Raw genomic sequence first — 24,347 nt, 5'->3', positions numbered from 1 at the left:
GCGTTATCTTAAGTGTATCCGGTATTAACATCAGTTTCCCGATGGTATCCCAGTCTGTAGGGTAGGTTGCCCACGCGTTACTCACCCGTCCGCCACTAGGTTAGGTCAAAAACAAGCTCTCAACCTAACCCCGTTCGACTTGCATGTGTGAGGCATGCCGCCAGCGTTCGTCCTGAGCCAGGATCAAACTCTCCATAAAAATTGAAAGTTTTCCCTGACTTAAACTCAAAGTTTTTTCGATGCTATATTCTTTCCTGAAAGGTTTTTCTTTCAAGGAACTTTTTCAAAGAACTTTTTTCTTTTTTGTCACCTCGCGGCGACAAAACTTATCTTATCATTTTTTGTTTTCTTTGTCAACACCTTTTTTTGTTTTTTTGTTTTTCTTTTTTAAAACTTCTAGTGTGACAACGACGAAAATTATATTAGCATATTTTTTTCTCTTATGCAAGAGGAAATTTTTTACTCTCCACCACCTTCTATGAATGGTATTTTAAAATTTTGTCCTAAGGGTAAGTTAATTACCGTTTCGGGAACTTTTCCAAAATATGTGGCAGTTACAATAGGTGTATATGTAGAAACAGTAATTTGTGAAGAAACAAAGGGAATAATAATCTGAACTTCCGCTTCTATCTGAATTCCTACTTCATGGGAAACTATATTTATTCCCGTTGTTTTAAATTTCTGGTCAATACCTGCATTTACTGTTCCAATTGGAACTAGGGTTACAGGAATTCTCGGCCCATAGTTAGCTAATATTTCACTACCTAATGCTTGGCCTAAAGGTATGCGGATTTTCTCAGATTTAATTCTTTTTAATGCATCTTGAACATTCATTGTTGTTAGTGTTTGTATCCTAGCTACTTCCATATTATTGACTTCTGCCATCGCTATGTTACCTTGATAATCTTTTTGTATAAATATGAGATGTTCATAGCGACTTTCCCTAGCAATATGCATATCTATAGCACTGTTAATAGCTTCAGTAGCAATTACTTTAGCCCGTGCCTCGGCAATTGCAATAATAGAAGGTCTTAAATTTGTTTCTATAAATATAAATGTTTTAATGGAAGAATAAATAAATAATATCAATATAGTAAAAACTATTAACTTAGGTTTAAACTTTATACCTCTAAAAACGGAATACTTCCTTCTTCTAAACATATTTTCCCCCCCTAACTAAAATAAATATATTAAGCAGGAGGGGAAAAAATTACTGTAAAGAAAAAGTTATTAAATTACTTTGCCTTGTAACACTAGTTTTTGAAACTGAAGTATATTCTGTTATTGAAAAAGTAAGTTTACCTAAACAATTCTCTTCAGGGATAAATTTAAATATTAAAAATACACCTTTATCTTCTAACTGCTTGTTCAAGCCCTTACGGGAAGAAAATTTATATGTCGATCTATTATTTTCTAATTTCCCCGTTGGCGCAACACTTAATAACTTACCGTTTTCTATTTCTAAATTTATTTCTAATTCTGTAATTAAACATTTAAAAATGTTTTCCTCTTCCTTATAAAATCTTATAACATAATGCTCATTTGTTTTAAATATTTGATAACTAATTCCATGTTGTTCACCATCTACTATAAGAAGTCTTTCATTCATCGGTATAGCAAAAACATTTGAACTAAAAGATAAGATCAATATAATAATTAGTAAAGTCAGTCTTTTTCTAACCATATCACAAACTCCTTTTAAATAATTATTTAATTATGGATTATCTTTAGCATATGCATTTTTTCCTTTTTTATACAGTTAATAAAATATTAAGATTTGTATTTCTTAACTTTTAGGTTAAACTATGCTATAATATTTTAAATCAAGAGGAAAATAATCTTATTTCCTAAATGGGAAAGGAGAGATAAAATAATATGGAAGATAAGAAAAGGCCTCCAAAAAAGGGGAAGGTTTTATTAAAAGTTTTTAAATTAGTATTAGTACTATCTTTACTTATAGGTTTTTTAGGCGGTGGTATAGCTTTAGGTATGGTAGTCGCCGCTTTGCAGGATTTACCAGAATTTAATCGAGACCGCTTAGAAAATCCTTCATTGCCGTCAACAGTCTTAGACAGAAATGGTGCTTTTATTGGTGAAGCTTATAATGAAAAGAGAATTCGCCACACCTTTGATGAATTTCCTCAAGATTTAATTAATGCTTTTTTAGCTACCGAAGACCGCAACTTTTTTGAACATCCAGGCTTTGATATCAGAGGTATGGCCAGGGCAGCTTTGTCAAATCTCCGAGGTGGTAGTATCTCTGGAGGTAGTACAATAACTCAACAGCTAGCTAAACAAGTTTTTTTACATCAAGGAAAAGTAATGGACAGAAAAATTCAAGAACTTTATCTCGCATTAAAAATTGAAAAACTTTATACCAAAGAAGAAATACTGGAATTTTACTTAAATAGTGCCGTAGTATATGGTTTTAATGAATTTGGTGTAGGAGCAGCTGCTGATGCCTTATTTAATAAAACTTTAGATGAACTAACTTTAGCTGAAATGGCCCTTCTTGCCGGTATTCCTAATTGGCCGGTACGTTTTGACCCCCGTGTCGGTAGAATAGAAGATGCTATAAATAGAAGAAACTATGTATTATCACGGATGTACAATGCCGGTTACATTACCAAAGAACAGTTTGAAGAAGCAAGAAACGAAGAATTAATCTTAGCTTCAAGAGCTAAAGGAGAAAAGGAAAATACTGTAAATCAAAATTATCATTGGGGTCCATTCATGTATGCAATTGAGGAAGCAAAAAAAATACTAATAGAACTATACGATTATACTCCACAAGAAGCCCATTATGCCGTTTATAACCATGGTTTTACAATTAAAACTACAATTAATTTAGATTATCAAAAAGTAGCAGAAAGTGTTATAAATGACGATAGTAATTTCCCAACTAAATACGAAGGACCTAATCAACAAGAAGAAGCCAGTGCCACCCTTATTGATGTAAAAACAGGAGAAATCTTGGCTTTGGTTACTGGTAGAAATGCCCATCCACATCGAAATGCCGTTTTAAGGCCAGTTACTTCTTTTAGACAGCCTGGTTCAACTATTAAACCTATCCTTTCTTATGCACCAGCCTTTGAACAAAGATTGTTATTCCCTGGCTCTGTATTAGATGATCAGCCGATAAAATATCCCGATCCTAGTTCAAAAACAGGTTTTTGGACCCCTGAAAATCCTTTTAGCAATTTTTTCGGACTGGTCACTATAAGGGAATCATTAGTAAGATCATTAAATGTCCCTGCAGTTGTGTCATTATTAGAGATTGTAGGTATCAGGAATGGGGAAAGGTTTGCTTATAATATGGGGCTTTCAAAATATCAAAACATCTCAGGTGCTGCAGCCCTTGGATCTAGAGAAGTTACTGCCCTTGAAATTACCGCTGCCTATTCCGCCTTTGCAAATAAAGGTATTTTAGCTGAGCCCTACTTTATTAAAGAAATAACTGATAGAAATGGCAGGGTAATTTATAGAAACGAACCGAAACAAAGGGTAGTGATGAGTGAAGAAACAGCCTATTTAATAACTGATGTTTTAACAGGTGTTTCAAGACCTCCAGGAACAGCTCCTAATGTCAGAAACTATTTTAGAAAAACAGCTGCATTAAAAACTGGTACTACCGATGGCAGAAAAGATTTATGGTTAGTTGGCTATACCCCCCACTATAGTTTAGGGGTTTGGCTTGGTTGGGACCTAAATAATAGAGGTGTAGCAGCAGGTCAACCATGGATTTCTACAATATGGGGTAAAATAATGGAGGGAGTTCATAAAAATATACCTGACACACCCTTTGAAAAACCTAATAATATTGTGGAAATACCAATCAGTATAAAATCAGGTAAATTACCTAGTCCTTTAACCCCTGAAGAATATATCAGAACAGACTTATTCATCAGAGGATACGAACCTGTTGAAATGTGTGATGCCTTTGTAGAAGTTACTGTTTGCAGAGTAAGTGGTAAATTAGCCAGTGATTCCTGTCCCCCCCATCACCGCCAAACTAAAATTATGTTAGCTCCTAGAGATTATCGAGTTACAACAGACATATGGAGTAGAGGTCCTGGCAGAAGAGCTAAAGATGTTGATCTAATGGCACCTACAGAAGTTTGTGATATGCACGAAGGTGATGGCAATATCCCGTTACCTCGAAACTTAACTGCTGAGTTAACTCCTCAAGGTATTAAATTAAAATGGGATGCTCCTAGCGACCTTTTAGGATTTAATATTTACCGAAAAACCCCAGATTCCAATTTTGTTCTTCTCAACAATATACCATTAAATGTTAAAGAATATTTAGATAAAGATGTAGATAAAGATGTAGAATATTCCTACTATGTAACGGGTTTGACTAGTGATGGAACTGAAACCAGAGGTTCAAATACTATTAAAATAACCCTCCCATCTTCTGTCCAAAGGGTTACAAACTTTAAGCTAGAATTTAGAAATAATAGGGTGGAAATAAGTTGGGAGCCAGCTTTCAATGCGACAAATTATCGTATTTTCCGGAGTACCGAAGAAAACTCTGGCTTTACTGAAATACATTCTACTTCTAATCTCTTCTATCTAGATACAAATATAGAAAAAGGTAAAACATATTACTATTATATAGTTGCTGAAGGTGCTTCACCATCTCCAACTAAGTCAATTCAAATTCCCAAAAATAACGGTAATGGTAATGGTAATTAAAAAAGAGCCCACTTTTGGGCTCTTTTTAATTTATTATTCCTCCTAATCTAAAGTGACAATACTAGCACCTTCTCCCCCATCATAATAGCCACCTAAACGGACAGACTTAACATGGGGATGTTTCTTTAAATATTGTTGAACTCCTGCCCTTAATGCTCCTGTACCTTTACCATGGATTATTGTTACCTCTTTAAACCCTGATATAAAACAACTGTCTAAAAATTTATCAATATTTAAAATGGCTTCTTCGACATTTTGACCTCTGATATCTAAGGTAGTACTAGAATGCTCTCCTTTTGAAGTCACAGTTTTAGTTCCACCTTTATTATTAAAGGAGACTTTAGCAGATTGGGGAACTCCTTCTAAATTTTCTAAAGCTGTTTTTACCTTTATAATCCCTACTTGGCATAATACTTGATTATTTTCATCTGGCAACTCTAAAACAATTCCCTTTTGATTAATATCTAACAGTTTTACTTCCATACCTACTTTTATTTTCTCTTTTGTTAAATTTCCTTTTAAAGTAGATTCTTCTTTTATGGGGGAAATATTTTTCATTTTTTCCCTTGCTTCTTGCAAATACCTTTGAACTTCACCTTTTTCCACTTCTTTATGAATTTGTTTCAATTCTTCAATAAGGCTTTCCCCTTCCCTTTTAGCTAAGCGAAGAATTTTATTTGCTTCTTCCTTCGCTTTTTGTATTATTGTTTCTTTTTTAGCGGAAAGTTCTTCTAGCTTTTCTTGTAATTCACTATTTTTTTGATTATATTGCTGTACAGATAGTTCTAGTTCTTTTAACTTTTTTTCGTAAAACATTCTTTTTTCTTCTAAATCTTTTATCATTTCATCTACTTTAAGGGTATCTTTACTAATAAGTTCCTTTGCCCTATGGATTATCTCTTCACTAAGACCTAACCTTTTAGAAATTTCAAAGGCATTACTTTTACCAGGAATTCCTATTAACAACTTATATGTAGGTCTTAATGTCAGATGGTCAAATTCTACCGATGCATTTTCAACACCACTGTTTTCATAAGCATAACTTTTCAATTGACTATAATGGGTGGTAGCTACTGTCAATGTTCCCCTTTCTTTAAAAAAATCAAGGATGGCTGTAGCTAATGCCGAACCTTCTAAGGGGTCAGTTCCTGCACCTAATTCATCAAATAATACCAGAGAATTAGTAGTAGCATTCTCGATAATATTGATTATATTTGTCATATGGGAAGAAAAAGTACTTAAAGACTGTTCTATACTTTGTTCATCTCCTATATCTGCATATACCCCTTCAAGGATAGGAAAACTACTACCTTCTTGAGCAGGTACAAACATACCACTTTGTGCCATTAAGGTCAATAATCCCACTGTCTTTAATGTAACGGTTTTCCCCCCAGTATTAGGACCAGTAATTACTAAAGTTGTAAAATCTTTTCCCAATTCTAAAGTTATAGGGACAACTTCCTCAAAGGGAATTAGCGGATGTCTTCCTTCCTTTATATGAATAAAACCCTCATCATTTATTACCGGTTCAGTACCCCTAAGTTCCTTAGCTAATTTTGCTTTTGCTAAAATAAAATCTAGTTCACCAATAAGATTATTGATATATTCTAATGCTCCTTTATTTTGTGATACTAAGTTAGTTAAATTATAGAGAATCCTTTCTATCTCTTGTTTTTCTTTTATTTTCAATTCTTGAATTTTATTAGCTATTTCTACAGCAAAACTAGGTTCCACGTAAACTGTAGAACCACTGGCAGAAAAATCGTGGACAATCCCTGTTACTTGCCCTTTATGTTCAACTTTTACCGGAACCACATATCTATCATTTCTTTGGGTAACAAGTCCTTCTTGTAAATACTTCTGATTTTGAGGAGACTTTACAAATCTCTCTAACCTTTCCTTAAGTTCACCTTCAGAACGGAAGATCTGTTTCCTTATAGCCTTTAATTCGCTAGATGCAGTATCTAAAATAGTACCATTATCACCTATACTAATAGAGAGTTGGCTTTTCAATTCCTTACACTCATCCATTAACTGTAATAAGTTATTTATTCTAGGAGTTAAATTTTTTATTTTAGTAAAGAAAATTTTTAGTTCTTTAGCTCCTTGTAGGGTTCGCTGAATTTCATAAAGTTCTAATCCGTTTAATAATCCACCTTTACCTGCCCTATAGAGGGATGAAGAAATATCCTTTAACTCTACTAATGGCGGATTTCCATAGTTATATGAAATCACCCCTTCAGAAGTAAAATTTAGTAGTTCTAATAATCTGTCTTTATCTTGTTCTGGAAAAACTCCTAGACATTTTTCCTTCCCCATAGGTGTTAAAGCTTTATTCTCTAACATCTTTACTATTTTGTAAAATTCTAGTGTTTGTAAGTATTTTTTATCCATTAAATCATCCCCTTAAATATCTTTCTAATTCCTCTATCTCCCAACAATTAATAATATCTTTTTCTTCTAAATATCCCCTTTGGGCTACTCCAACACCTAAAATTATATTAGCTAGTTCTATCCTACTATGACTATCAGTATTTATGGCTATTTTAATCCCCAATTTTTTTGCTTTCCAAAGATGTTCTGTTTTCAAATCCAAACGATCAGGAGAACTATTGATTTCGAAAGCTATTTTTTCATTTTTAGCAACTTGGAAAATTTCTTCAATATCTAATTCATAGGGATTTCTTTTAAGTAAAAGGCGACCCGTTAAATGACCAATGATATCCACATGGGGATTTTGGATAGCCTTAATTATTCTACTTGTCATTTCCCCTTTTCCTTGCTTAAAATTACTATGAACAGAAGCTACTACCACATCAAACTGTGCTAAGAAATCATCATCAAAATCTAAGGAACCATCAGAAAGAATATCCACTTCAATTCCCTTTAAAATTCTTATATTCAAACTTTTTTGTAAATTATCAATTTCTTTCCACTGTTTTATTATCCTCTCTTTAGTTAAACCCTTAGCAATTTTTAAGGATTGAGAATGATCAGTAATGGCTATATACTGATAACCTAACCTTATGGCCTCCTTAGCTAAATCCTCCATTGGAGATAATCCATCACTATAATTAGTATGAATGTGTAAATCTCCTTTAATATTTCCTATAGAAATTAGTTTAGGTAACATTCTTTCCTTAGCCAATAAAATTTCCTGTCTACCTTCCCTAAGGTATGGTGGTATATATTCAAGACCTAAACTACTATAGACTTCCTCCTCAGTACCTTCTCGAGCTGTTAAGCCCAATTCTTTTAACAGTTCTAGATGTTTTTCACTTCCAGTATGAATAATTTTATTATAACCTATTTTTTCAGTAGAGGACAAATATATATTAACAGGTATACCAAATTTTCCTATAAAACTTATCTTGTCTTCTAAAGGTCTATCTAAGATTAACAATAAATCAATAGAAGATACTATTTCTTTCCTTCTCCTGACTTCTCCAACAATTTCTACTTTTTTTACACCTGTACATTTATTTAAAATTTTAATGTACTCATTTGCTAAAGGTAGTGCTAAACCTAATAAAAATTTTTGTTGTTGTCCTTCTTTTAAATTTTGAGGTAGCTCTTTTTGTAATTTTTCTAGTTTAGGACTATATCCTAAATTAACTATATCAATTATTTCTTTGGCAATTTTTTCACCTATACCTTCTAGTGATGTAAGTTTATTTTCAATTTCCCTGTTATCCATAATTTTACCTCCCAAATATTCTATTTTATTTTCCGGAAAAAATAGAGTAAATTATACACTGAAATTATGGCTATTTTCAAACAGGGAAACTTATATAATTATAAAGCATGACTTATTGTTTTTCCAACAATAAATCATGCTTAAACTTAAACTATTAATTAGATAACCAAAGATTTAACTTAGAATAAATACTAGGGAAGGAATCAAGGAGTATAGGGGCTAAAAATGATTTATTCAATAAATTTTGGGCCCAGTCTACAGCTATGAAAGATAATAACCATACAGTCATTAAACTTAAAAGATAACCTTTAATAAAACCTAAAGCTGCTCCTAACAATTTATTAGCAGTTCCTATCAAGGGGATATGGTTAATAAAAGATGTCTGAGCAATTATTATACTTAAAACAAATCGAGCTATAAAGAAAATCACTATATAGCCGATAACACCGATAATTTTAGCTATTTCGTCGGTGATATCTATAAAAGGAATGTTTATGGATTCTTTTATTTTAGGAGTTATATTAAAAATATTATCTAATAAATTTCCAACTTCAGAACCAAATCTTGAAGCTACCATAAAGGCAATAACTATGCTTCCAAGCTCTAAAAGCCCTCTTACTAAACCCTTTTTTCTACCATTTACAATGGAAAAAAAGATAAAAATAATGAGTAATAAATCTAACATTTATTTTTTCCCCTCACTTTTCTTCTCCTCATATTCTATTAACATGGAGTAAAGTTGGTCACACTCCTCTTTTAAACTATGGAGTTTGTCTGCCAAAATCATTGCTGTCATTATTGCTATTTTAGTTGAACTTAACTTAGGATTCTTTTCTTTTATAGCCCACATTTGCTTATCTATACTATTTGCTAGACCTTTAATATATTCAGGGGATTTATTACCAATAATAATGTGATCTTCCCCAAAAATACGGACTGTAGTTCTGGTTACATTCTCCTTATTCCCCATAAACACCCCTCCTAGTATTCAGCTTATTATTTTAATATTCAACATAATTTAACTAATTCCTGCTAACTTCTCAACTTTGCATTATACTTTTCTTCTAAAGTCTGCAATCCCTTGTTTATGAAGAAGTTAATTTCCTCATCTGTTAAAGTTCCATTTTTTTGTAGAGTAATGGAAATTGCTATACTTTTCTTACCTTCTTCAATACCCTTTCCTTGATAAACATCAAAAATTTCAGCCTTAGAAATTATCGGGGAAATACCTTTAATTTCTTTAATTAATTGATCTCCAGGAAGGTCTGCATCAACTACTACTGCTAAATCCCTTTCTACTACAGGATATTTAACTATGGATTTATAGTTGTAATATTCATTACTATGTTTAACAACTGAATTTAAGTCCAATTTTAGAGAATATATTTCATCTTCTATTTCCCAGTTTTTCATAAGGGCGGGATGGAGTTGGCCTATAAAACCTACTTTTTCTCCCTGAATATAAATTGCTCCACTACGGCCGGGATGGTAATTTACATTTTCTTCTTTACGTATTTCCCAAGAAATAATATTACATAAAGCGAAAATACTTTCTAATATCCCTTTTATTGTATAAAAATCATTTACCCTTTCTTTACCGGTTAACCAATGTACCCTTTTACTTTCACCTTGTAAAATTACAATTAAGGAGTCCCGTTCTTCGGGAAGTTTTTCTAGTGGTAATTTCCCTAAATAAACTTTCCCTAATTCGAAAAACTGAACCCTTTCATTGTGTCGGTTAAGGTTGAAAGTAACACAACTTAAGGCAGAGGGCAATAAAGAAGTCCTCATCAAACTGTTTTCTTTTCCTAAAGGATTTGCTAAGGGAATTGCTTGTTCTGGTTCTAGATTACATTTAACAAAACTATCTGGTGAAATAAAGGGGTATGTTATTACCTCATTAACACCATATCCTATTAACAAATCCTTAATTTTTGTATAGACCTTCTCTTTATAAGGAATTTTTCCAACTGTAGTAACACCTTGGGGTAATGTAGCCGGTATGTTATCATACCCATAAATCCTGGCAACCTCTTCAATTAAATCTACTTCTAAAGATAAATCCACTCTATGGTGGGGAGGTTGAACAATCAAAGGATCTTTTCCTTCTACATTACAACCAAGATTACTCAAAATCTTTACTATTTCTTCCCTTTCTATAGTTAAACCTAAATAATCTTTAACTTTTTGTGGAGAAATTTTAATGGAAACAGGTTGATATGAAAAGTCACCTTCTTCACTTAAACCTACTAAATTAGCACCACAGAGATCTATCAATAATTTTATAGTCCTCAATGCTGCATCTTTAACATATAAAGGTGCTACCGACTTTTCAAATCTAGAAGAAGCTTCTGTCCTTAAATTCATTCCTTTAACACTTCTTCTTACAGCTTCACCTTGAAAATAGGCTGATTCTAGAATAATTTCTTCGGTAGTTGAATCTACTTCACTTTCAGCGCCACCCATTACTCCTGCAACAGCTAAAGGATTAACACCATCAGTTATTACTAATAATCCTTTGGGTATTTTTCTTATTTGTTCATCTAATGTTTTAAATTCCCTCTCTTCAGTTATATTTTTAACGACAATTTCTGATGTAGAGATCTTTTTTCTATCAAAGGCATGGAGAGGTTGACCGTATTCTAACATAACGTAGTTGGTTATATCTACTACATTATTAATAGGTCTTAAACCTGCCTTTAATAATTTAACTTGTAACCATAGAGGGGAAGGTGCTATGTGAATATTAGAAATCTCTCCACCAATGTAGTTTCTACATTCTGGACTTTCAATTTTTATTGAAAAACTGCTAGGATTAATTTTACCGTCATAAATGGCTGGAGCAACAAATTCAGCCCCTGTTAAAGCGGCTACTTCCTTTGCTACCCCTAGTAAACTTAAACAATCACTTCTATTTGGGGTTAAATCTAGTAGTAAAATATAGTCATTTAAACCTAGTACTTCACTGATTTCTAACCCTAAAGGAGTGTCTTCAGGTAAAATCAATATTCCATCTTCTACATCTAATTCTAATCCCAATTCATCTGCAGAACATAACATTCCGAAGGATTCTACTCCCCTTATTTTTGATTTTTTGATTTTAAAGTTACCTGGTAGAACAGTACCTATTTGGGCTAATGGTACTTTTTGACCAACTTTTATATTGTTTGCCCCACACACTACTTGTAATACTTCTGAACCGTTATTTACTTTAGTTACTGACAATTTGTCGGCATCAGGGTGTTTTTCTATTTCTAAAATTTCCGCCACTACTACACCCTTTATTTCTTCAAAGGCCGGGGAAATATGTTCTACTACTACCCCTGCTTTTGTCAGTTTTTCAGCTAATTCTTCTGGTGATAAATCTATTTTTACATACTCTTTTAACCAATTGTAAGATATTTTCACCTTTATTACCCCCTTGCAAATTGTTTTACTACCCTTAAATCACCATTGAACAATTCCCTTATATCACTTATTCCGTATTTAAGCATAGTTATTCTTTCTACACCCATACCGAATGCGAAACCCTGTACTTCATCGGGATTATATCCACCTGCCCGAAGTACATTAGGATGGACCATACCTGCACCTAATATTTCTATCCAGCCAGTATTAGAGCATAAACTACATCCTTTACCCTCACAAAGAAAACAACTTATATCTACTTCTGCCGATGGCTCTGTAAAAGGGAAGAAACTAGGACGGAGACGAACCTTTTGTTTTTCACCAAACATTTCCTTTGCAAATAATAAAAGTGTTCCTTTTAAATCTCCTAAAGTAATATTTTTATCTATGACCAATCCCTCTACTTGATGGAACATAGGGGAATGGGTGGCATCATCATCTTTCCTAAAAACTCTACCTGGGCTGATTATTTTTAAAGGAATAGCTTCTGCCCTCTTCTCCATTGTTCTAGCTTGAACTGGAGATGTGTGGGTTCTCAGAAGAATATTTTCTGTAATATAAAAGGTATCTTGCATATCCCTTGCAGGATGATTAGGAGGTAAATTTAATGCTTCAAAATTGTAATAATCTGTTTCTATTTCTGGTCCTTCCACAATTTCATAGCCCATACTCATAAAAATTTGTTCTATTTCCCTACGAACAATGGTAAGGGGATGAAGGGCTCCTATTTCTCTTTTAAGTCCTGGTAAGGAAATATCTATTGTTTCCCTTTGCAATCTATCCTCTAATAACTTTTCTTCCAAAATAAAAATTTTTTCTTCAATGGCCCTTTGTATTTGTTCTTTAACTTCGTTTGCAATTTGACCGATAATTGGCCTTTCCTCAGGTGCCAAAGAACCCATACCCCTTAAAATCCCAGTTAATTCCCCTTTTTTTCCTAAGTATTGGACTTTATATCCTTCTAATTCTTCTATCCTTTCTGCTCCCTTTATTTTTTCAAGGGCAGTGGATAATAAACCAGATAATTTTTCCTTCATCCTTACTCCTCCTTTAATTTAAGATAAATAAAAAAATCCCTATCCCAATGGGACGGAGATTTCCGCGGTACCACCCAAATTGCTTAAAAGCCACTCTAGAGCCGTTAACGGTGCTTAACCGGGTAAAGCTACTATTAGTTCACTCTACCGATTTGAAAGGGAACTTCAACTACTTCATACCAATGGTACTCTCAGTCTAGATACCACTCCCTGTATGGCATGAACTGTAGCCTACTTTACTTTCGCATTATCTTTTGAATTATTCAATTTATATAAAAGAAAAGGGTATTGAATAATTTGCAAATATTATACCATATTTACAGATAATTGGCAATTTTTATGTAGGTAATTTTTAACCTCTTATCCCATACAGTACAATTCCCGTTGCTACAGCTACATTTAAAGATTCTATATCACCATATAAAGGAATTTTTACTGTGATACCCGGTAAATTTTCCACCCTTTGAGAAAGACCGTTTCCTTCATTACCAACAAAAACTAAATACTTTCCTTTAGGAATAGAATTATATAAATATTCTCCATGGACAGAAGTTTTAACAGGTGTCAGTGAATATTTATCGATAATTTCTTTAAGATCCTCTATTTCCATATCAAGATAGATTGGAATTTTATATAAGGCACCCATAGTACTTCTTAAAACTTTTTCATTATAAAGGTCTACCGTTCCTTTTAGTAAAAACAGGGAATTAACTCCAGCTGCCACCGCTGTTCTAATTATCGTCCCTAAATTTCCAGGGTCTTGTACTCCATCTACAGCCAAGGCAAGGGTACCTAGATTAAGTTCAGGGGGAAGCGGTTTATAGGCTAATAACCCTATTCCTTGACTATTAACAGTACCAGAAATTTCTTTAAAGACTTTATCTGTTACAATCACATAATTCTTATCTTGGATTATATGGCGATATTTTCCCAAGTCTCCCTCTCTTATAATAAGTTTTTCTACTTTAGCACCGGATTTTAATATATCTTCTACTAAGCGATATCCTTCAAAAAATAGGAGTGGACTTTTGCTTTTTTTCCCCTTTCTTTTAATTTCTAAAATTTCTTTTACAATCTTGTTTTCAATAGAGGTAATTAACACCACTACCGCTCCTTTATTTTATTTAGCTTTTCATTACTACCAATAGCTACCACTATATCACCAGGTTTTATCACATCATCGGCAGTTGGAGAAACTATGATATTTTTACCTGATTTTACTGCAACGACGTTTATACCAAATTTAGCCCTTAAATCCAACTCTTTTAAAGATTTATTATGCATAAATTCTGGAGCAGTTATTTCAACAATACTATAATCTGGTGCTAATTCTATATAGTCTAGAATATTAGTACTTGTTAAATTATTAGCAACTCTGACACCCATATCCCTTTCTGGAAAAACCACCCGATCTGCCCCTGTTTTATAAAGGACTTTAGCATGTAAATCATTTTGGGCTTTAGCTACAACATACTCTATTCCCATCTCTTTTAAAATCATTGTGGTTAGTATACTAGCTTGAATATCTTGACCTATAGCGACAACAGCTACATCAAAATTGCGGATTCCCACTGATTGTAATGCCCCTTCATCTATGGCATCTAATTGAACCACATGGGTAGTACAACCCATAGCTTGATGAATTCTCTCTTCACTTATATCAATACCCATAACATCATACCCCATATCAAATAGGGTTTTAGCAACGGCAGTTCCAAATCTACCTAAACCGATAACAACAAATTGTTTCATAATTTTACCCCCTAACCTACCAGTACTTTTTCTTCAGGGTATCTAATCTTACTATTTTTCATCCTTTGACTAAAAGCTAAAGCTAAAGTTAAAGGTCCTACCCTTCCAATGAACATAATGATGATTATAATAATTCTACCTATAGTAGTAAGCTCTGATGTAATTCCAGTGGAAAGTCCCACTGTACCAAAGGCGGAAACCACTTCAAAAAGGATATGTAAAAATTCTTGTTGTTCTGTTCTACTTAGAATAATAGTTGCTAAACCAATTATAACCAAGGATATCATAATGATTGATAAGGCTTTTAACACTATTTCATAGGGTAATCTCCGATTAAAGATATGTACTTCCCTATCCCCTTTTATCATTGCTACAACAGAAACTAGTAATACTCCAAAAGTAGTCGTTTTTATACCTCCACCGGTTGAGGCAGGGGAAGCTCCAATAAACATCAGAACAGACATGAAAAATAGGGTCGCTGACGTCAATGAACCTGTATCTAGTGTATTAAATCCAGCAGTTCTCGTAGTAGCCCCGGTAAAAATAGAAGGTAATATTTTTCTATAGAAAGGCATTTCCCCTAAGGTATTTGGATTACTATACTCTAAGAAAAAAACACCTAAAAATCCTATTAAGAGTAAAATACCTGTAAGAACTAAAGCAAACCTGCTATGTAATGCCATTTTCCCAAAAGAATGTCTTTTATAAATATCGACAATAACTGTAAATCCTAAACCACCTATAATAAACAAGCCCATAATAATAAAGACAACTACAGGATCGTTTCCATATGCCGTTAAACTGGATTCTCCTACAATCCCCATAATATCAAAGCCTGCATTGGCAAAAGCTGATATTGAATGGAACAAACCCATGTACATCCCTAATTTGTAACCATGATCCATTGAAAACCTTAGTCCCAAAAGCAAAGCTGCAATTAACTCAATAGTTATTGTAAAAATTATTATGTATTTTGTTAGCCGAACAAGACCCTCTAAAGAAAACTGATTTAATGCTTCTTGGATTACTAATCTCTCTTTAAGGGTTATTTTTTTACCTAACAACAAAAATATCAAAGTAGCCATAGTCATAAAACCTAGACCACCAGCTTGGATAAGGCCTAAAATTACAAGTTGGCCAAATAAGGTAAAATGAGTTCCTGTATCTACCACCACTAATCCCGTCACACATACGGCGGATGTGGCGGTAAATAGAGCATCTATAACACTTATACTCCCTTCCACCGAGGAAATGGGAAGGCTTAATAAAATTGTACCTAGTAATATAAGGCTTAGAAAACCTCCTGCTAAGATTCGTGCAGGGGTAAGGGACTTTTTCTCTTTTACCATTTAAACCTTCCTCTCTGAGGCAATTCCTTTTTGGTATTTAAATATATTATATGATAAAGATGAGAAAATTGCAAAAAAGCGTCATTAGACGCTTTTTATTACTATAGATTACTTTTTGCCAATTCAGCTAATTGGGCAAAAGCTTTGCTATCATTAACTGCTAAGTCAGCTAACATTTTACGGTTAATGTCAACACCCGCTTTTTTTAGTCCGTTAATCATTCTGCTGTAAGATAAACCATTGTTTCTTGCCTCAGCATTAATTCTGGCAATCCATAACTTCCTGAAATCTCTTTTACGATTTTTTCTATCTCTATATGCATATGATAAAGATTTTAATACCTGTTCGTTAGCTCTACGGAAAAGCTTGCTTTTTGAACCATAATAGCCTTTTGCAAGCTTTAAGATTTTTTTATGACGTTTTCTGGCTTGTACAACTGATTTCACTCTTGGCATTAGTAATACCTCCTTTATCTGTTATTAAGAACTATGGTAGTAATTGAGCAATACGCTTATAATCAGCCTTGCTTACTAGAGTACTCTTTCTAAGATTTCTTTTTCTCTTTGGAGTTTTCTTAGTTAAAATGTGACTAGTAAAAGCATGACTTCTTTTAATTTTACCATTTTTATTCTTTTTAAATCTCTTTTTAGCACCACTATGAGTTTTCATTTTTGGCATAATAAAAGCCTCCTTCCAAGTGTTTATTTTGGAGCTAGAACCATTATCATATTTTTACCTTCAACTTTAGCTGGTTTCTCTACTACTGCTATGTCCTTTACCGCTTCAGCTATTCTATCACATAATGTTTGACCTTGTTCAACATAAGCAATTTCGCGACCTCTGAACATAACAGTGACTTTTACTTTATCCTTTGATTCTAAGAACTTAATAATATTCCTTAGTTTTGTTTGAAAATCATGTTCATCAATTTTAGGTCTTAATTTCATTTCTTTTACTGTGATAACATGTTGATTCTTTCTCGCTTCTTTTTCCCTTTTACTTTGCTCATATTTAAATTTACCATAATCCATTATACGGCAAACTGGCGGGTTAGCCATAGGAGCAATTTCCACAAGGTCAAGATTTTTTTGTCCTGCTGCCTTTAGAGCTTCTTTTATTGGTACGATTCCAATTTGATTTCCTGCTTCATCAATTAATCGCACTTCTTTAGCCCTAATTTCCTCATTAATCAATAAGTCTTTACTAATAGTTTTTCACCTCCTAAAAATACTTTAAAATAATAATAAAAATGGGCAGGTTAAACCACCCGCCCATAAAGATACGTAAATACCGATCTTATAGGTAACCCAACAACCTGTGGTCGTAAGGTGAGAAGCGGATGGCTTCTTCTTGCTACTTCATTAGTATAATACTTATTTAGGGTAATGTCAAGGAATTTACCTTTTATTTTTTATTTCTTCTAAAAGGTCATTTATTAGCTCTTCAACCTTTTTAGAGCCTATTTCCCCTTCTCCCCTTTTTCTAACATTTACTTCTCCATTTTCCACTTCTTTATCCCCTACAACCAACATATATGGTATTTTTTGCAATTGACCTTCTCTGATTTTATACCCTATTTTTTCACTTCTACCATCTACCCAAACCCTAATTCCTTTATCTTTTAACTTCTTCTCTAACTCTTTACAATAAGGAAGATGTCGTTCACTAATAGCAATAATTCTCACCTGTTCTGGTGCTAACCAAAGGGGGAAAGCTCCTCCCACATGTTCTACTAACAGCCCAATAAACCTGTCTATAGCACCAAGTACTACCCTATGTACCACTACAGGCCTGTGTTTTTGACCATCTTCCCCTACATAGGTTAAATCAAATCTTTCAGGTAACATAAAATCTAACTGAATTGTTCCACACTGCCAACTTCTACCTAAACAATCTTCGATATGGAAGTCAATTTTGGGACCGTAAAAAGCTCCATCCCCTTCATTTATCACATAATCCATATTACGGTTTTCCAATACCTTTTTAAGGGCATTGGTGGCTATTTCCCATATCTCATCACTACCAATGGCTTTTTCTGGTTTAGTACTTAGCTCAACTCTATAGGAATAACCAAAAACTTTATATACATCATCGATTAGTTCCATTATTTTTCCTATTTCTTCTTCAATTTGCTCTGGTGTCATGAAGATATGGGCATCATCTTGGGTAAAAGCCCTTACCCTCATCATTCCATGGAGGGCACCTGAAAGTTCTCTACGATGGACTAACCCTAATTCTGCCATCCTAAGGGGTAAATCCCTATAACTATGGTGACTTGTTTTATATACTAACATGGCACCAGGACAATTCATCGGTTTTATAGCAAAGGTCTCATCATCAACTTCTGTAAAGTACATGTTTTCCCGATAATTTTGCCAGTGACCTGAACGCTCCCATAGCCTTTGGTTCATAATAAGAGGTGTTTGAATTTCATCGTAACCATACTCTTTATGTTTTTCTCTCCAAAAATTGATAATTTCATTTCTGAGGATCATTCCCTTTGGATGGTAAAAGGGCATACCTGGCGCTTCTTCACTGAAGCTAAAGAGGTCTAGCTCCCTACCTAATTTTCTATGATCCCTCTTTTTGGCCTCTTCAAGTCTGTATAAATATTCGTCTAACATTGATTTTTTAGGGAATGATGTACCATAAATCCTCTGTAACATTGGATTTTTTTCATCCCCTCTCCAATAAGCACCTGCCACATTGAGAAGTTTAAAGGCTTTTAACCTCCCTGTACTAGGTATATGGGGGCCTGAACAGAGATCCACAAAGTCTCCTTGTTTATAGTAAGTGATTTCTTCATCAGTTGATAACCCTTCAATTAACTCAACTTTAAAATCTTGTCCTAATTCTTTAAAGAATTTAATAGCTTCTTCCCTAGAGATAACATGTCTTTTAAAGGGAAGATCCCTTTTAATAATTTCCTCCATTTTCTTTTCAATTTTTTCTAAATCCTCGGGGGTAAAGGTCTTATCTACCATAAAATCATAATAAAAACCATCTTTGATACTTGGACCTATTGCCAGTTTCACCCCTGGATAAAGTTCTGTAACTGCTTGTGCCATTATATGGGCAGAACTATGCCTATAGATATCTTCCCCTTCTGGACTTTGAAAGGTAATGATATCTAATGTACTGTCATTTTCTAACTTAAAATTTAAATCTACTAGTTTTCCGTTAACCCTTCCTGCTAAAGCTTCTTTAGCTAACCTTGGGCTAATATCTTTAGCTATTTCTTCTACTGTAACTCCTACTTCATACTCCCTAACTGATCCATCTTTTAGAGTAACTTTAATCATTTAAACCTCAACTCCTTTCTAAAATAACAAAATCTTTTTTCTAGTATGTATAAAAAATCGTCCCTTGAAAAAGGGACGATTATACACCGCGGTTCCACCCTAGTTGAAGGATACTATCCTTCCACTTTAAATAGGATAACGGCTATTAACCGAAAAGGCTCATCGCCTTCAACTCCAGGGTGGTTTTTCCTAAGTTTCCCTTTAGGTATACTTTCAGCCACGGTATACCCTCTCTGAAAAGTTCCACAAAGTACTTTTCCCCTTCATAATTTTTAAGCAATATTTTTTGAAAATATTATATTGTTATTTATTCTAAAAGTCAAGTTGTTTTTATTTCTTCATTACTTTTTTCCATTGTATCTACAGGGTCAGCACAGTGATTACAACCTAAACATAAAACAACTTTCTCATCAAAGATACTATTTACAGTTGTTAACACTTCATCATCAAAATAAAAATCTTTTATATGGATAACTATTTTTTGAGGAGCATAGGTTACTAAACAACTTATAATTCCATCACAACCATTTACATCACCATAATTTTCCTCTGTTATTATTTCATGATTATCTCCTAAAATTAAATATTTACCACCCTTTTTTAATAAATGGGCTTCATTTACTTTAGGTTCTTGGATATCCACAAAATACCTAAGTAATTTAATAAAGTCATTATACTCTTTTTCTATATTCAGCTCTTCTTGAGCCTCTTGAATTATTTCTAATAAACTATCCATATAATCTTGTAGTCTAAACCTAATAAAACCTTCAATATTGATTTGCCATTGTTTCTCGAAATATTCTATAAGTTTTTCTGCAATATCAGCTTTTATTGTTTCATCTCTTTTAAAAACCTTATTCTTTTGTTTTATAATTTCTAATGACTTTATATACAATTTATTTTGTTCTTTTTCCGATAAAGTAGGGTAAAAGTTTTTAATATTTTTTTCTAATAAAGGTTTTTCCAAAACATCTACTATGTATGTTGCTAAAGCAAAGGCTATTTGTTTAACTGCAATTTTTTCATAATCATGATTACTAATGGTGGTATTATGAATTGAACATCCCAAAAAAGTTATGTTACCTTTAGATTCTTCTGTTAAGTTAATTTCCATCCCTAGTTGCCGTAAAGGTTCTAGTTTATCTTCTAAACAATATCTAAATTGTTCTAGATATCTTTTAGTACCTATCGTAAGACTTTTCATATTTCTTCCCCCCTTAAGATAATCTACCTAAATTTAGTATATGAGGGGTGAAGTTGTTATATACAGTTAAATTGTCAATAAAAATAATTGAAATTTTAACTTTCTTTCCAAAACTCTGGCATCATCAAAGGACTAGAAAACTTCTTAAAAAAAGGAAAAACAGCCTTTTAGCTGTTTATTATCATTTATGGTGGGTTCGGCGCGGATCGAACGCGCGACTTCTACCCTGTCAAGGTAGCACTCTCCCCCTGAGTTACGAACCCATTTTTAGTATAACAAAACCTGAGAACTTTGTCTCAGGTGTTAATTTTTAGTTGGTGCCGAGGACCGGAGTCGAACCGGTACGGGCCGTAAAGCCCGAGGGATTTTAAGTCCCTTGCGTCTGCCTATTCCGCCACCCCGGCAGGGTGTATTTGGTAAGATCTTGGAGGCGGCACCCAGATTTGAACTGGGGAATAAAGGATTTGCAGTCCTCTGCCTTACCACTTGGCTATGCCGCCAGACTTTTATTGGAGCGGAAGACGGGATTTGAACCCGCGACCCTCGCCTTGGCAAGGCGATGCTCTACCACTGAGCCACTTCCGCATGTTTTAAATGGTGCCTCAGGGCAGAATCGAACTGCCGACACGAGGATTTTCAGTCCTCTGCTCTACCGACTGAGCTACCGAGGCACATATACTTTACTGGCGGAGCTGACGGGATTCGAACCCGCGATCTCCTGCGTGACAGGCAGGCATGTTAGGCCTCTACACCACAGCTCCAACTCTTCATCTCAGCGACATTTATTATTATAACTCGTTTATTTTGTTTTGTCAATACTTTATTTTATTTTTAATTTTTTTACTTTCATTTACTTTCATTTGCTTTCATCTAATTTGTGGTGCTCTGTCACAACGACAAGATTTATTCTATCATTTATTTTATGTGTTGTCAACACTTTTTTATAAAAAATAAATTTTGGTGCGAGAGACGGGACTTGAACCCGTACGGTATTGACCACACGCCCCTCAAACGTGCCTGTCTGCCAGTTCCAGCACTCTCGCATTCCTTTATTATTATATACCATTTATTTGTATTATGTCAATTGAATTTTAATTAAAATTGCGGGATAAAGTTACCCCGCAAATTTTCTACCATGTTCTTATTAATAAGTATAATATTATCCCTAAGACTAAAAAGATAGGTCCAAATACAATTGTTGCTGAAATTATAATAGCCAAGATATCATCAAAGGTTAATTTTTCATCATAATCTTCACTATAACCTCTACTTTTCTTAATTGCTTCAGCCTTTTCTTTTTTAATTTGTAAGATTTTTTCTATTTTCTCCCTTTGATATAACACGTCATTTCATTCCTTTATTGATTTAGTTTATGGTGACAAGCTACAAAGTGTCCAGGTGAAGCTTCTTCAAGTTTTGGTGGTACATTCTTACAAATTTCCGTTGCATAGCGACAGCGGGTGTGGAATTTACAGCCTGCTGGCGGGCGAATAGGACTTGGTATATCTCCTTCTAATACATAAACTTCTTTTTTATCTACATCGATATCAGTAGTAGGTATTGCCATTAACAATGCCTCAGTATATGGATGCATTGGCCTCTGATACAATTCTTCTGTTTCTGCTAACTCCACTACATTACCTAAATACATTACTGCTACCCTATCACTAATATGTTTAATAACTGATAAGTCATGGGATATAAATAGATACGTTAATTTTTCTTGCTCTTTAAGGTCTTGTAATAAGTTAAGAATTTGTGATTGAATAGAAACATCTAGTGCAGAAACCGCTTCATCACAGACAATAAATTTAGGTTTTAGAGCAACTGAACGGGCAATACCTATCCGCTGCCTTTGACCACCAGAGAACTGATGGGGATAACGGTGAACAAAGTAATTTTGTAACCCACACTTATCCATAACATCTAAAACGTAATCTTGTAATTTGGGATCATTTGGAGAAAACATCTTATGGGCAAACAACCCTTCGGAAATAATTTGACCAACTGTCATCTTCGGATTTAAAGATGAATAAGGGTCTTGGAAAATTAATTGTAAATCTTTTCTTACTATCCTCATTTCATCTACGGTAAGCTTAGCTAAGTCTATCCCTTTATCTCTATAAGATTCTAATCTTTCAAAATCAGGATGATCCCTATATGGGTCTAACATTTTTTCTATAGTAGCCAATATTTCTTCTAGCTTCTTCTCTGCTTCTTTTAAAGCAGCCTTTTGTTCAGCTATTTTTTCCTTCAAGGTTTTTACTTTTTCTTCTATTTCTTTTTCACTGTTTCCTTTATCCCTCAACTTAGCTACTTTATTATCTAATTTTAATTGATAATCTTGAATTTTATTCTTAATTCTTCTTACCTTAATAGCTGCATTATGCTCTTTTAATAGGATATCCGCTACTGGTTTTAAATCTTCAGCTAAATAAAATCCACCTATAAGCTGTACCATATCTAAGAAATAATCTTTACTAACTTTCTCTGCAGCCCTCAGTTTGTTAATAGCTTTGTATTTCTCCTCACCTTCTGCCGCTTTTTCATAGGCTTTCCTTGCCTCTTCTTCAACTTTTTTAGCTTCTTTATACTTTTCCCGAATTTTTTCTAAATTTTTCAAAGTCTTAACTACATACTGGGGAGCAATTTCATCTAATTCTCTACCATAATAAATTGTTCTACCATCGGTCTGATTATAAAGTTGTAATAACGTCCTACCTAGGGTCGATTTACCACAACCACTTTCCCCTACTAGCCCTAAAGTTTCACCTTCGTAAATATCTAAAGAAACATCATCATTTGCCCTTACATATAACTGTTCTGCAAAAATTGATTTCTTTTTTAATGGAAAGTATTGTTTTAAGTTTTCAATACGGATTAAGACCTTTTTACCATTTTGTATCTTAGCCATTTTGTCTTACTCCTTTCACTGGATAGAAGCAACGAACTTGATGCCCTGGCTCCACTTCAAGTAATTGGGGTTCATGTTCCCTACATTTATCTGTAGCATATTTGCATCTAGGGGCAAATTTACAACCTTTAGGTAAATTTAAGGGATGGGGAACAGCTCCAGGAATAGCTTCTAACCTTGTTCCTTTTGGGGTATCTAGTCTAGGTATAGAAGTCATAAGACCTTCTGTGTAAGGATGGGAGTATTTACTATCCTTTCCAAAAATGGTTCTAGCAGTGGCTTTTTCCACAACCTGACCACAATACATAACAGCAACATCATCGGCCATCTCATTTATTACACCTAAGTCATGGGTAATAAATAATATCGATGTTCCAACTGTACTTTTAAGTTCGTTCATCAATTTAAGGATTTGAGCTTGAATAGTAACATCTAATGCCGTTGTAGGCTCATCAGCAATCAACACCCTAGGTCGACATGCTAAAGCCATAGCAATCATTACCCTCTGTCTCATTCCACCGGAAAGCTGGTGGGGGTATTGTTTGGCAACAGTTTCTGGATTAGGAATTTTAACTAATGCTAGCATTTCTACCACTTTTTCTGCTGCCTCTTTTTTACTCATTCCCTGATGAATAATGAAAGGTTCTGATAACTGCCTTTCTACAGAAAATACAGGGTTTAATGATGTCATTGGTTCTTGAAATATTACTGATATTTCATTTCCCCTAATTCTAGTCATCTGACTTACAGGGATATCTACCAAATTTTCTCCATTAAAGAGTATTTCACCATCAGCTATATAACCATTGCCGTCTAATAATTTTAAGATACTCATAGCTGATACACTTTTTCCACTACCACTTTCCCCTACTATCCCAAGGGTCCTCCCTGCTTCAACTGAATAACTGACACCATTTACCGCTTTTATAATTCCTTTTTTGGTTTTGAAGTATGTGTGTAAATTTTTCAATTCTAATAATGCCATT

At 33.8% G+C, this 24,347-nt stretch carries 20 protein-coding genes, 7 tRNA genes, 1 rRNA gene and 3 other annotated features; of the genes, 1 reads left to right on the top strand and 27 read right to left on the bottom strand.

Annotation, left to right across the window (positions count from 1 at the left end; translation table 11 throughout):
* The 3 genes from BMX60_RS03340 to BMX60_RS03330 all read right to left on the bottom strand — a co-directional run.
* Positions 1-199 (bottom strand): 16S ribosomal RNA (locus BMX60_RS03340); the annotation flags it as partial.
* 260 nt (positions 200-459) lie between these two features.
* Positions 460-1,161, bottom strand: a complete 702-nt coding sequence (yunB, locus tag BMX60_RS03335; RefSeq protein ID WP_091349145.1) for a sporulation protein YunB — start codon at positions 1,159-1,161, stop codon at positions 460-462.
* A gap of 49 nt (positions 1,162-1,210) precedes the next feature.
* Positions 1,211-1,684, bottom strand: a complete 474-nt coding sequence (locus tag BMX60_RS03330) for a hypothetical protein (RefSeq protein WP_091349142.1) — start codon at positions 1,682-1,684, stop codon at positions 1,211-1,213.
* A gap of 191 nt (positions 1,685-1,875) precedes the next feature.
* Here BMX60_RS03330 and BMX60_RS03325 point away from each other — a divergent pair, with 191 nt between their 5' ends.
* Complete coding sequence (locus tag BMX60_RS03325; protein ID WP_091349139.1) at positions 1,876-4,698, top strand: transglycosylase domain-containing protein; 2,823 nt, start codon at positions 1,876-1,878, stop codon at positions 4,696-4,698.
* Between the two features lie 42 nt (positions 4,699-4,740).
* On the opposite strand, the gene BMX60_RS03320 is transcribed toward BMX60_RS03325, so the two are convergent.
* The 24 genes from BMX60_RS03320 to BMX60_RS03205 all read right to left on the bottom strand — a co-directional run bounded on the left by BMX60_RS03320 (position 4,741) and on the right by BMX60_RS03205 (position 24,346).
* A complete protein-coding gene (locus tag BMX60_RS03320) occupies positions 4,741-7,092 on the bottom strand; it encodes an endonuclease MutS2 (protein WP_091349137.1) in 2,352 nt (783 codons plus the stop codon).
* Positions 7,093-7,096: 4 nt separating this feature from the next.
* Positions 7,097-8,395: a PHP domain-containing protein gene (locus tag BMX60_RS03315; protein WP_091349135.1), complete on the bottom strand. Its 1,299-nt coding sequence runs from the start codon at positions 8,393-8,395 to the stop codon at positions 7,097-7,099.
* A 154-nt stretch (positions 8,396-8,549) separates the two neighbouring features.
* Positions 8,550-9,080 carry a CvpA family protein gene (locus tag BMX60_RS03310; RefSeq protein WP_091349133.1) on the bottom strand — a complete coding sequence of 177 codons (531 nt, stop codon included), beginning with the start codon at positions 9,078-9,080 and terminating at the stop codon, positions 8,550-8,552.
* Positions 9,081-9,365, bottom strand: a complete 285-nt coding sequence (locus BMX60_RS03305) for a cell division protein ZapA (RefSeq protein ID WP_091349131.1) — start codon at positions 9,363-9,365, stop codon at positions 9,081-9,083.
* Between the two features lie 62 nt (positions 9,366-9,427).
* The gene (gene pheT / locus BMX60_RS03300; RefSeq protein WP_177159677.1) at positions 9,428-11,803 is read right to left on the bottom strand and encodes a phenylalanine--tRNA ligase subunit beta; all 2,376 of its coding nucleotides are present in this window, start codon (positions 11,801-11,803) and stop codon (positions 9,428-9,430) included.
* A 5-nt stretch (positions 11,804-11,808) separates the two neighbouring features.
* Positions 11,809-12,840 (bottom strand): phenylalanine--tRNA ligase subunit alpha, encoded by a 1,032-nt coding sequence (pheS, locus tag BMX60_RS03295; RefSeq protein WP_091349126.1) that lies wholly within the window; start codon positions 12,838-12,840, stop codon positions 11,809-11,811.
* Between the two features lie 45 nt (positions 12,841-12,885).
* Positions 12,886-13,097 (bottom strand) — a binding site (T-box leader).
* 95 nt (positions 13,098-13,192) lie between these two features.
* Complete coding sequence (locus BMX60_RS03290) at positions 13,193-13,942, bottom strand: TrmH family RNA methyltransferase (RefSeq protein WP_177159676.1); 750 nt, start codon at positions 13,940-13,942, stop codon at positions 13,193-13,195.
* A 2-nt stretch (positions 13,943-13,944) separates the two neighbouring features.
* On the bottom strand, positions 13,945-14,592 hold the full coding sequence (locus BMX60_RS03285; RefSeq protein WP_091349120.1) for a potassium channel family protein: 648 nt from the start codon (positions 14,590-14,592) through the stop codon (positions 13,945-13,947).
* A gap of 11 nt (positions 14,593-14,603) precedes the next feature.
* Entirely contained in the window at positions 14,604-15,941 is a 1,338-nt protein-coding gene (locus BMX60_RS03280) for a TrkH family potassium uptake protein (RefSeq protein WP_091349118.1), read from the bottom strand.
* Positions 15,942-16,042: 101 nt separating this feature from the next.
* On the bottom strand, positions 16,043-16,396 hold the full coding sequence (gene rplT / locus BMX60_RS03275) for a 50S ribosomal protein L20 (protein ID WP_072907652.1): 354 nt from the start codon (positions 16,394-16,396) through the stop codon (positions 16,043-16,045).
* A gap of 31 nt (positions 16,397-16,427) precedes the next feature.
* Complete coding sequence (rpmI, locus tag BMX60_RS03270; RefSeq protein ID WP_091349116.1) at positions 16,428-16,619, bottom strand: 50S ribosomal protein L35; 192 nt, start codon at positions 16,617-16,619, stop codon at positions 16,428-16,430.
* A gap of 23 nt (positions 16,620-16,642) precedes the next feature.
* Positions 16,643-17,134, bottom strand: a complete 492-nt coding sequence (gene infC / locus BMX60_RS03265; RefSeq protein WP_423230154.1) for a translation initiation factor IF-3 — start codon at positions 17,132-17,134, stop codon at positions 16,643-16,645.
* A gap of 46 nt (positions 17,135-17,180) precedes the next feature.
* Positions 17,181-17,299, bottom strand: a sequence feature (ribosomal protein L20 leader region).
* 39 nt (positions 17,300-17,338) lie between these two features.
* Positions 17,339-19,243, bottom strand: a complete 1,905-nt coding sequence (gene thrS, locus BMX60_RS03260) for a threonine--tRNA ligase (protein ID WP_091349111.1) — start codon at positions 19,241-19,243, stop codon at positions 17,339-17,341.
* 68 nt (positions 19,244-19,311) lie between these two features.
* Positions 19,312-19,519, bottom strand: a binding site (T-box leader).
* 43 nt (positions 19,520-19,562) lie between these two features.
* Complete coding sequence (gene ytxC, locus BMX60_RS03255; RefSeq protein ID WP_091349108.1) at positions 19,563-20,447, bottom strand: putative sporulation protein YtxC; 885 nt, start codon at positions 20,445-20,447, stop codon at positions 19,563-19,565.
* Positions 20,448-20,635: 188 nt separating this feature from the next.
* A tRNA-Val gene (locus BMX60_RS03250) sits at positions 20,636-20,710 on the bottom strand.
* A 52-nt stretch (positions 20,711-20,762) separates the two neighbouring features.
* Positions 20,763-20,851 (bottom strand) — tRNA-Leu (locus tag BMX60_RS03245).
* A gap of 21 nt (positions 20,852-20,872) precedes the next feature.
* Positions 20,873-20,947, bottom strand: a tRNA-Cys gene (locus BMX60_RS03240).
* 10 nt (positions 20,948-20,957) lie between these two features.
* Positions 20,958-21,032, bottom strand: a tRNA-Gly gene (locus BMX60_RS03235).
* 10 nt (positions 21,033-21,042) lie between these two features.
* Positions 21,043-21,118 (bottom strand) — tRNA-Phe (locus BMX60_RS03230).
* Positions 21,119-21,131: 13 nt separating this feature from the next.
* Positions 21,132-21,208: transfer RNA gene (locus BMX60_RS03225), tRNA-Asp, on the bottom strand.
* A gap of 197 nt (positions 21,209-21,405) precedes the next feature.
* A tRNA-Leu gene (locus tag BMX60_RS03220) sits at positions 21,406-21,490 on the bottom strand.
* A gap of 87 nt (positions 21,491-21,577) precedes the next feature.
* On the bottom strand, positions 21,578-21,790 hold the full coding sequence (locus BMX60_RS03215; RefSeq protein WP_091349105.1) for a hypothetical protein: 213 nt from the start codon (positions 21,788-21,790) through the stop codon (positions 21,578-21,580).
* 14 nt (positions 21,791-21,804) lie between these two features.
* The gene (locus BMX60_RS03210) at positions 21,805-23,361 is read right to left on the bottom strand and encodes an ABC transporter ATP-binding protein (protein WP_177159675.1); all 1,557 of its coding nucleotides are present in this window, start codon (positions 23,359-23,361) and stop codon (positions 21,805-21,807) included.
* On the bottom strand, positions 23,354-24,346 hold the full coding sequence (locus BMX60_RS03205; protein WP_091349102.1) for an ABC transporter ATP-binding protein: 993 nt from the start codon (positions 24,344-24,346) through the stop codon (positions 23,354-23,356). The genes BMX60_RS03210 and BMX60_RS03205 overlap by 8 nt, the downstream gene beginning before the upstream one ends.
* Between the last annotated feature and the right edge of the window lies 1 nt (position 24,347).

Origin of the sequence: Anaerobranca gottschalkii DSM 13577, assembly GCF_900111575.1 — a bacterium.
In the GTDB taxonomy this organism is placed as follows: Bacteria; Bacillota; Proteinivoracia; order Proteinivoracales; family Proteinivoracaceae; genus Anaerobranca; species Anaerobranca gottschalkii.
The sequence above is the reverse complement of the archived record's forward strand: the minus strand, read 5'-3'. Positions and strand labels throughout refer to the sequence as shown.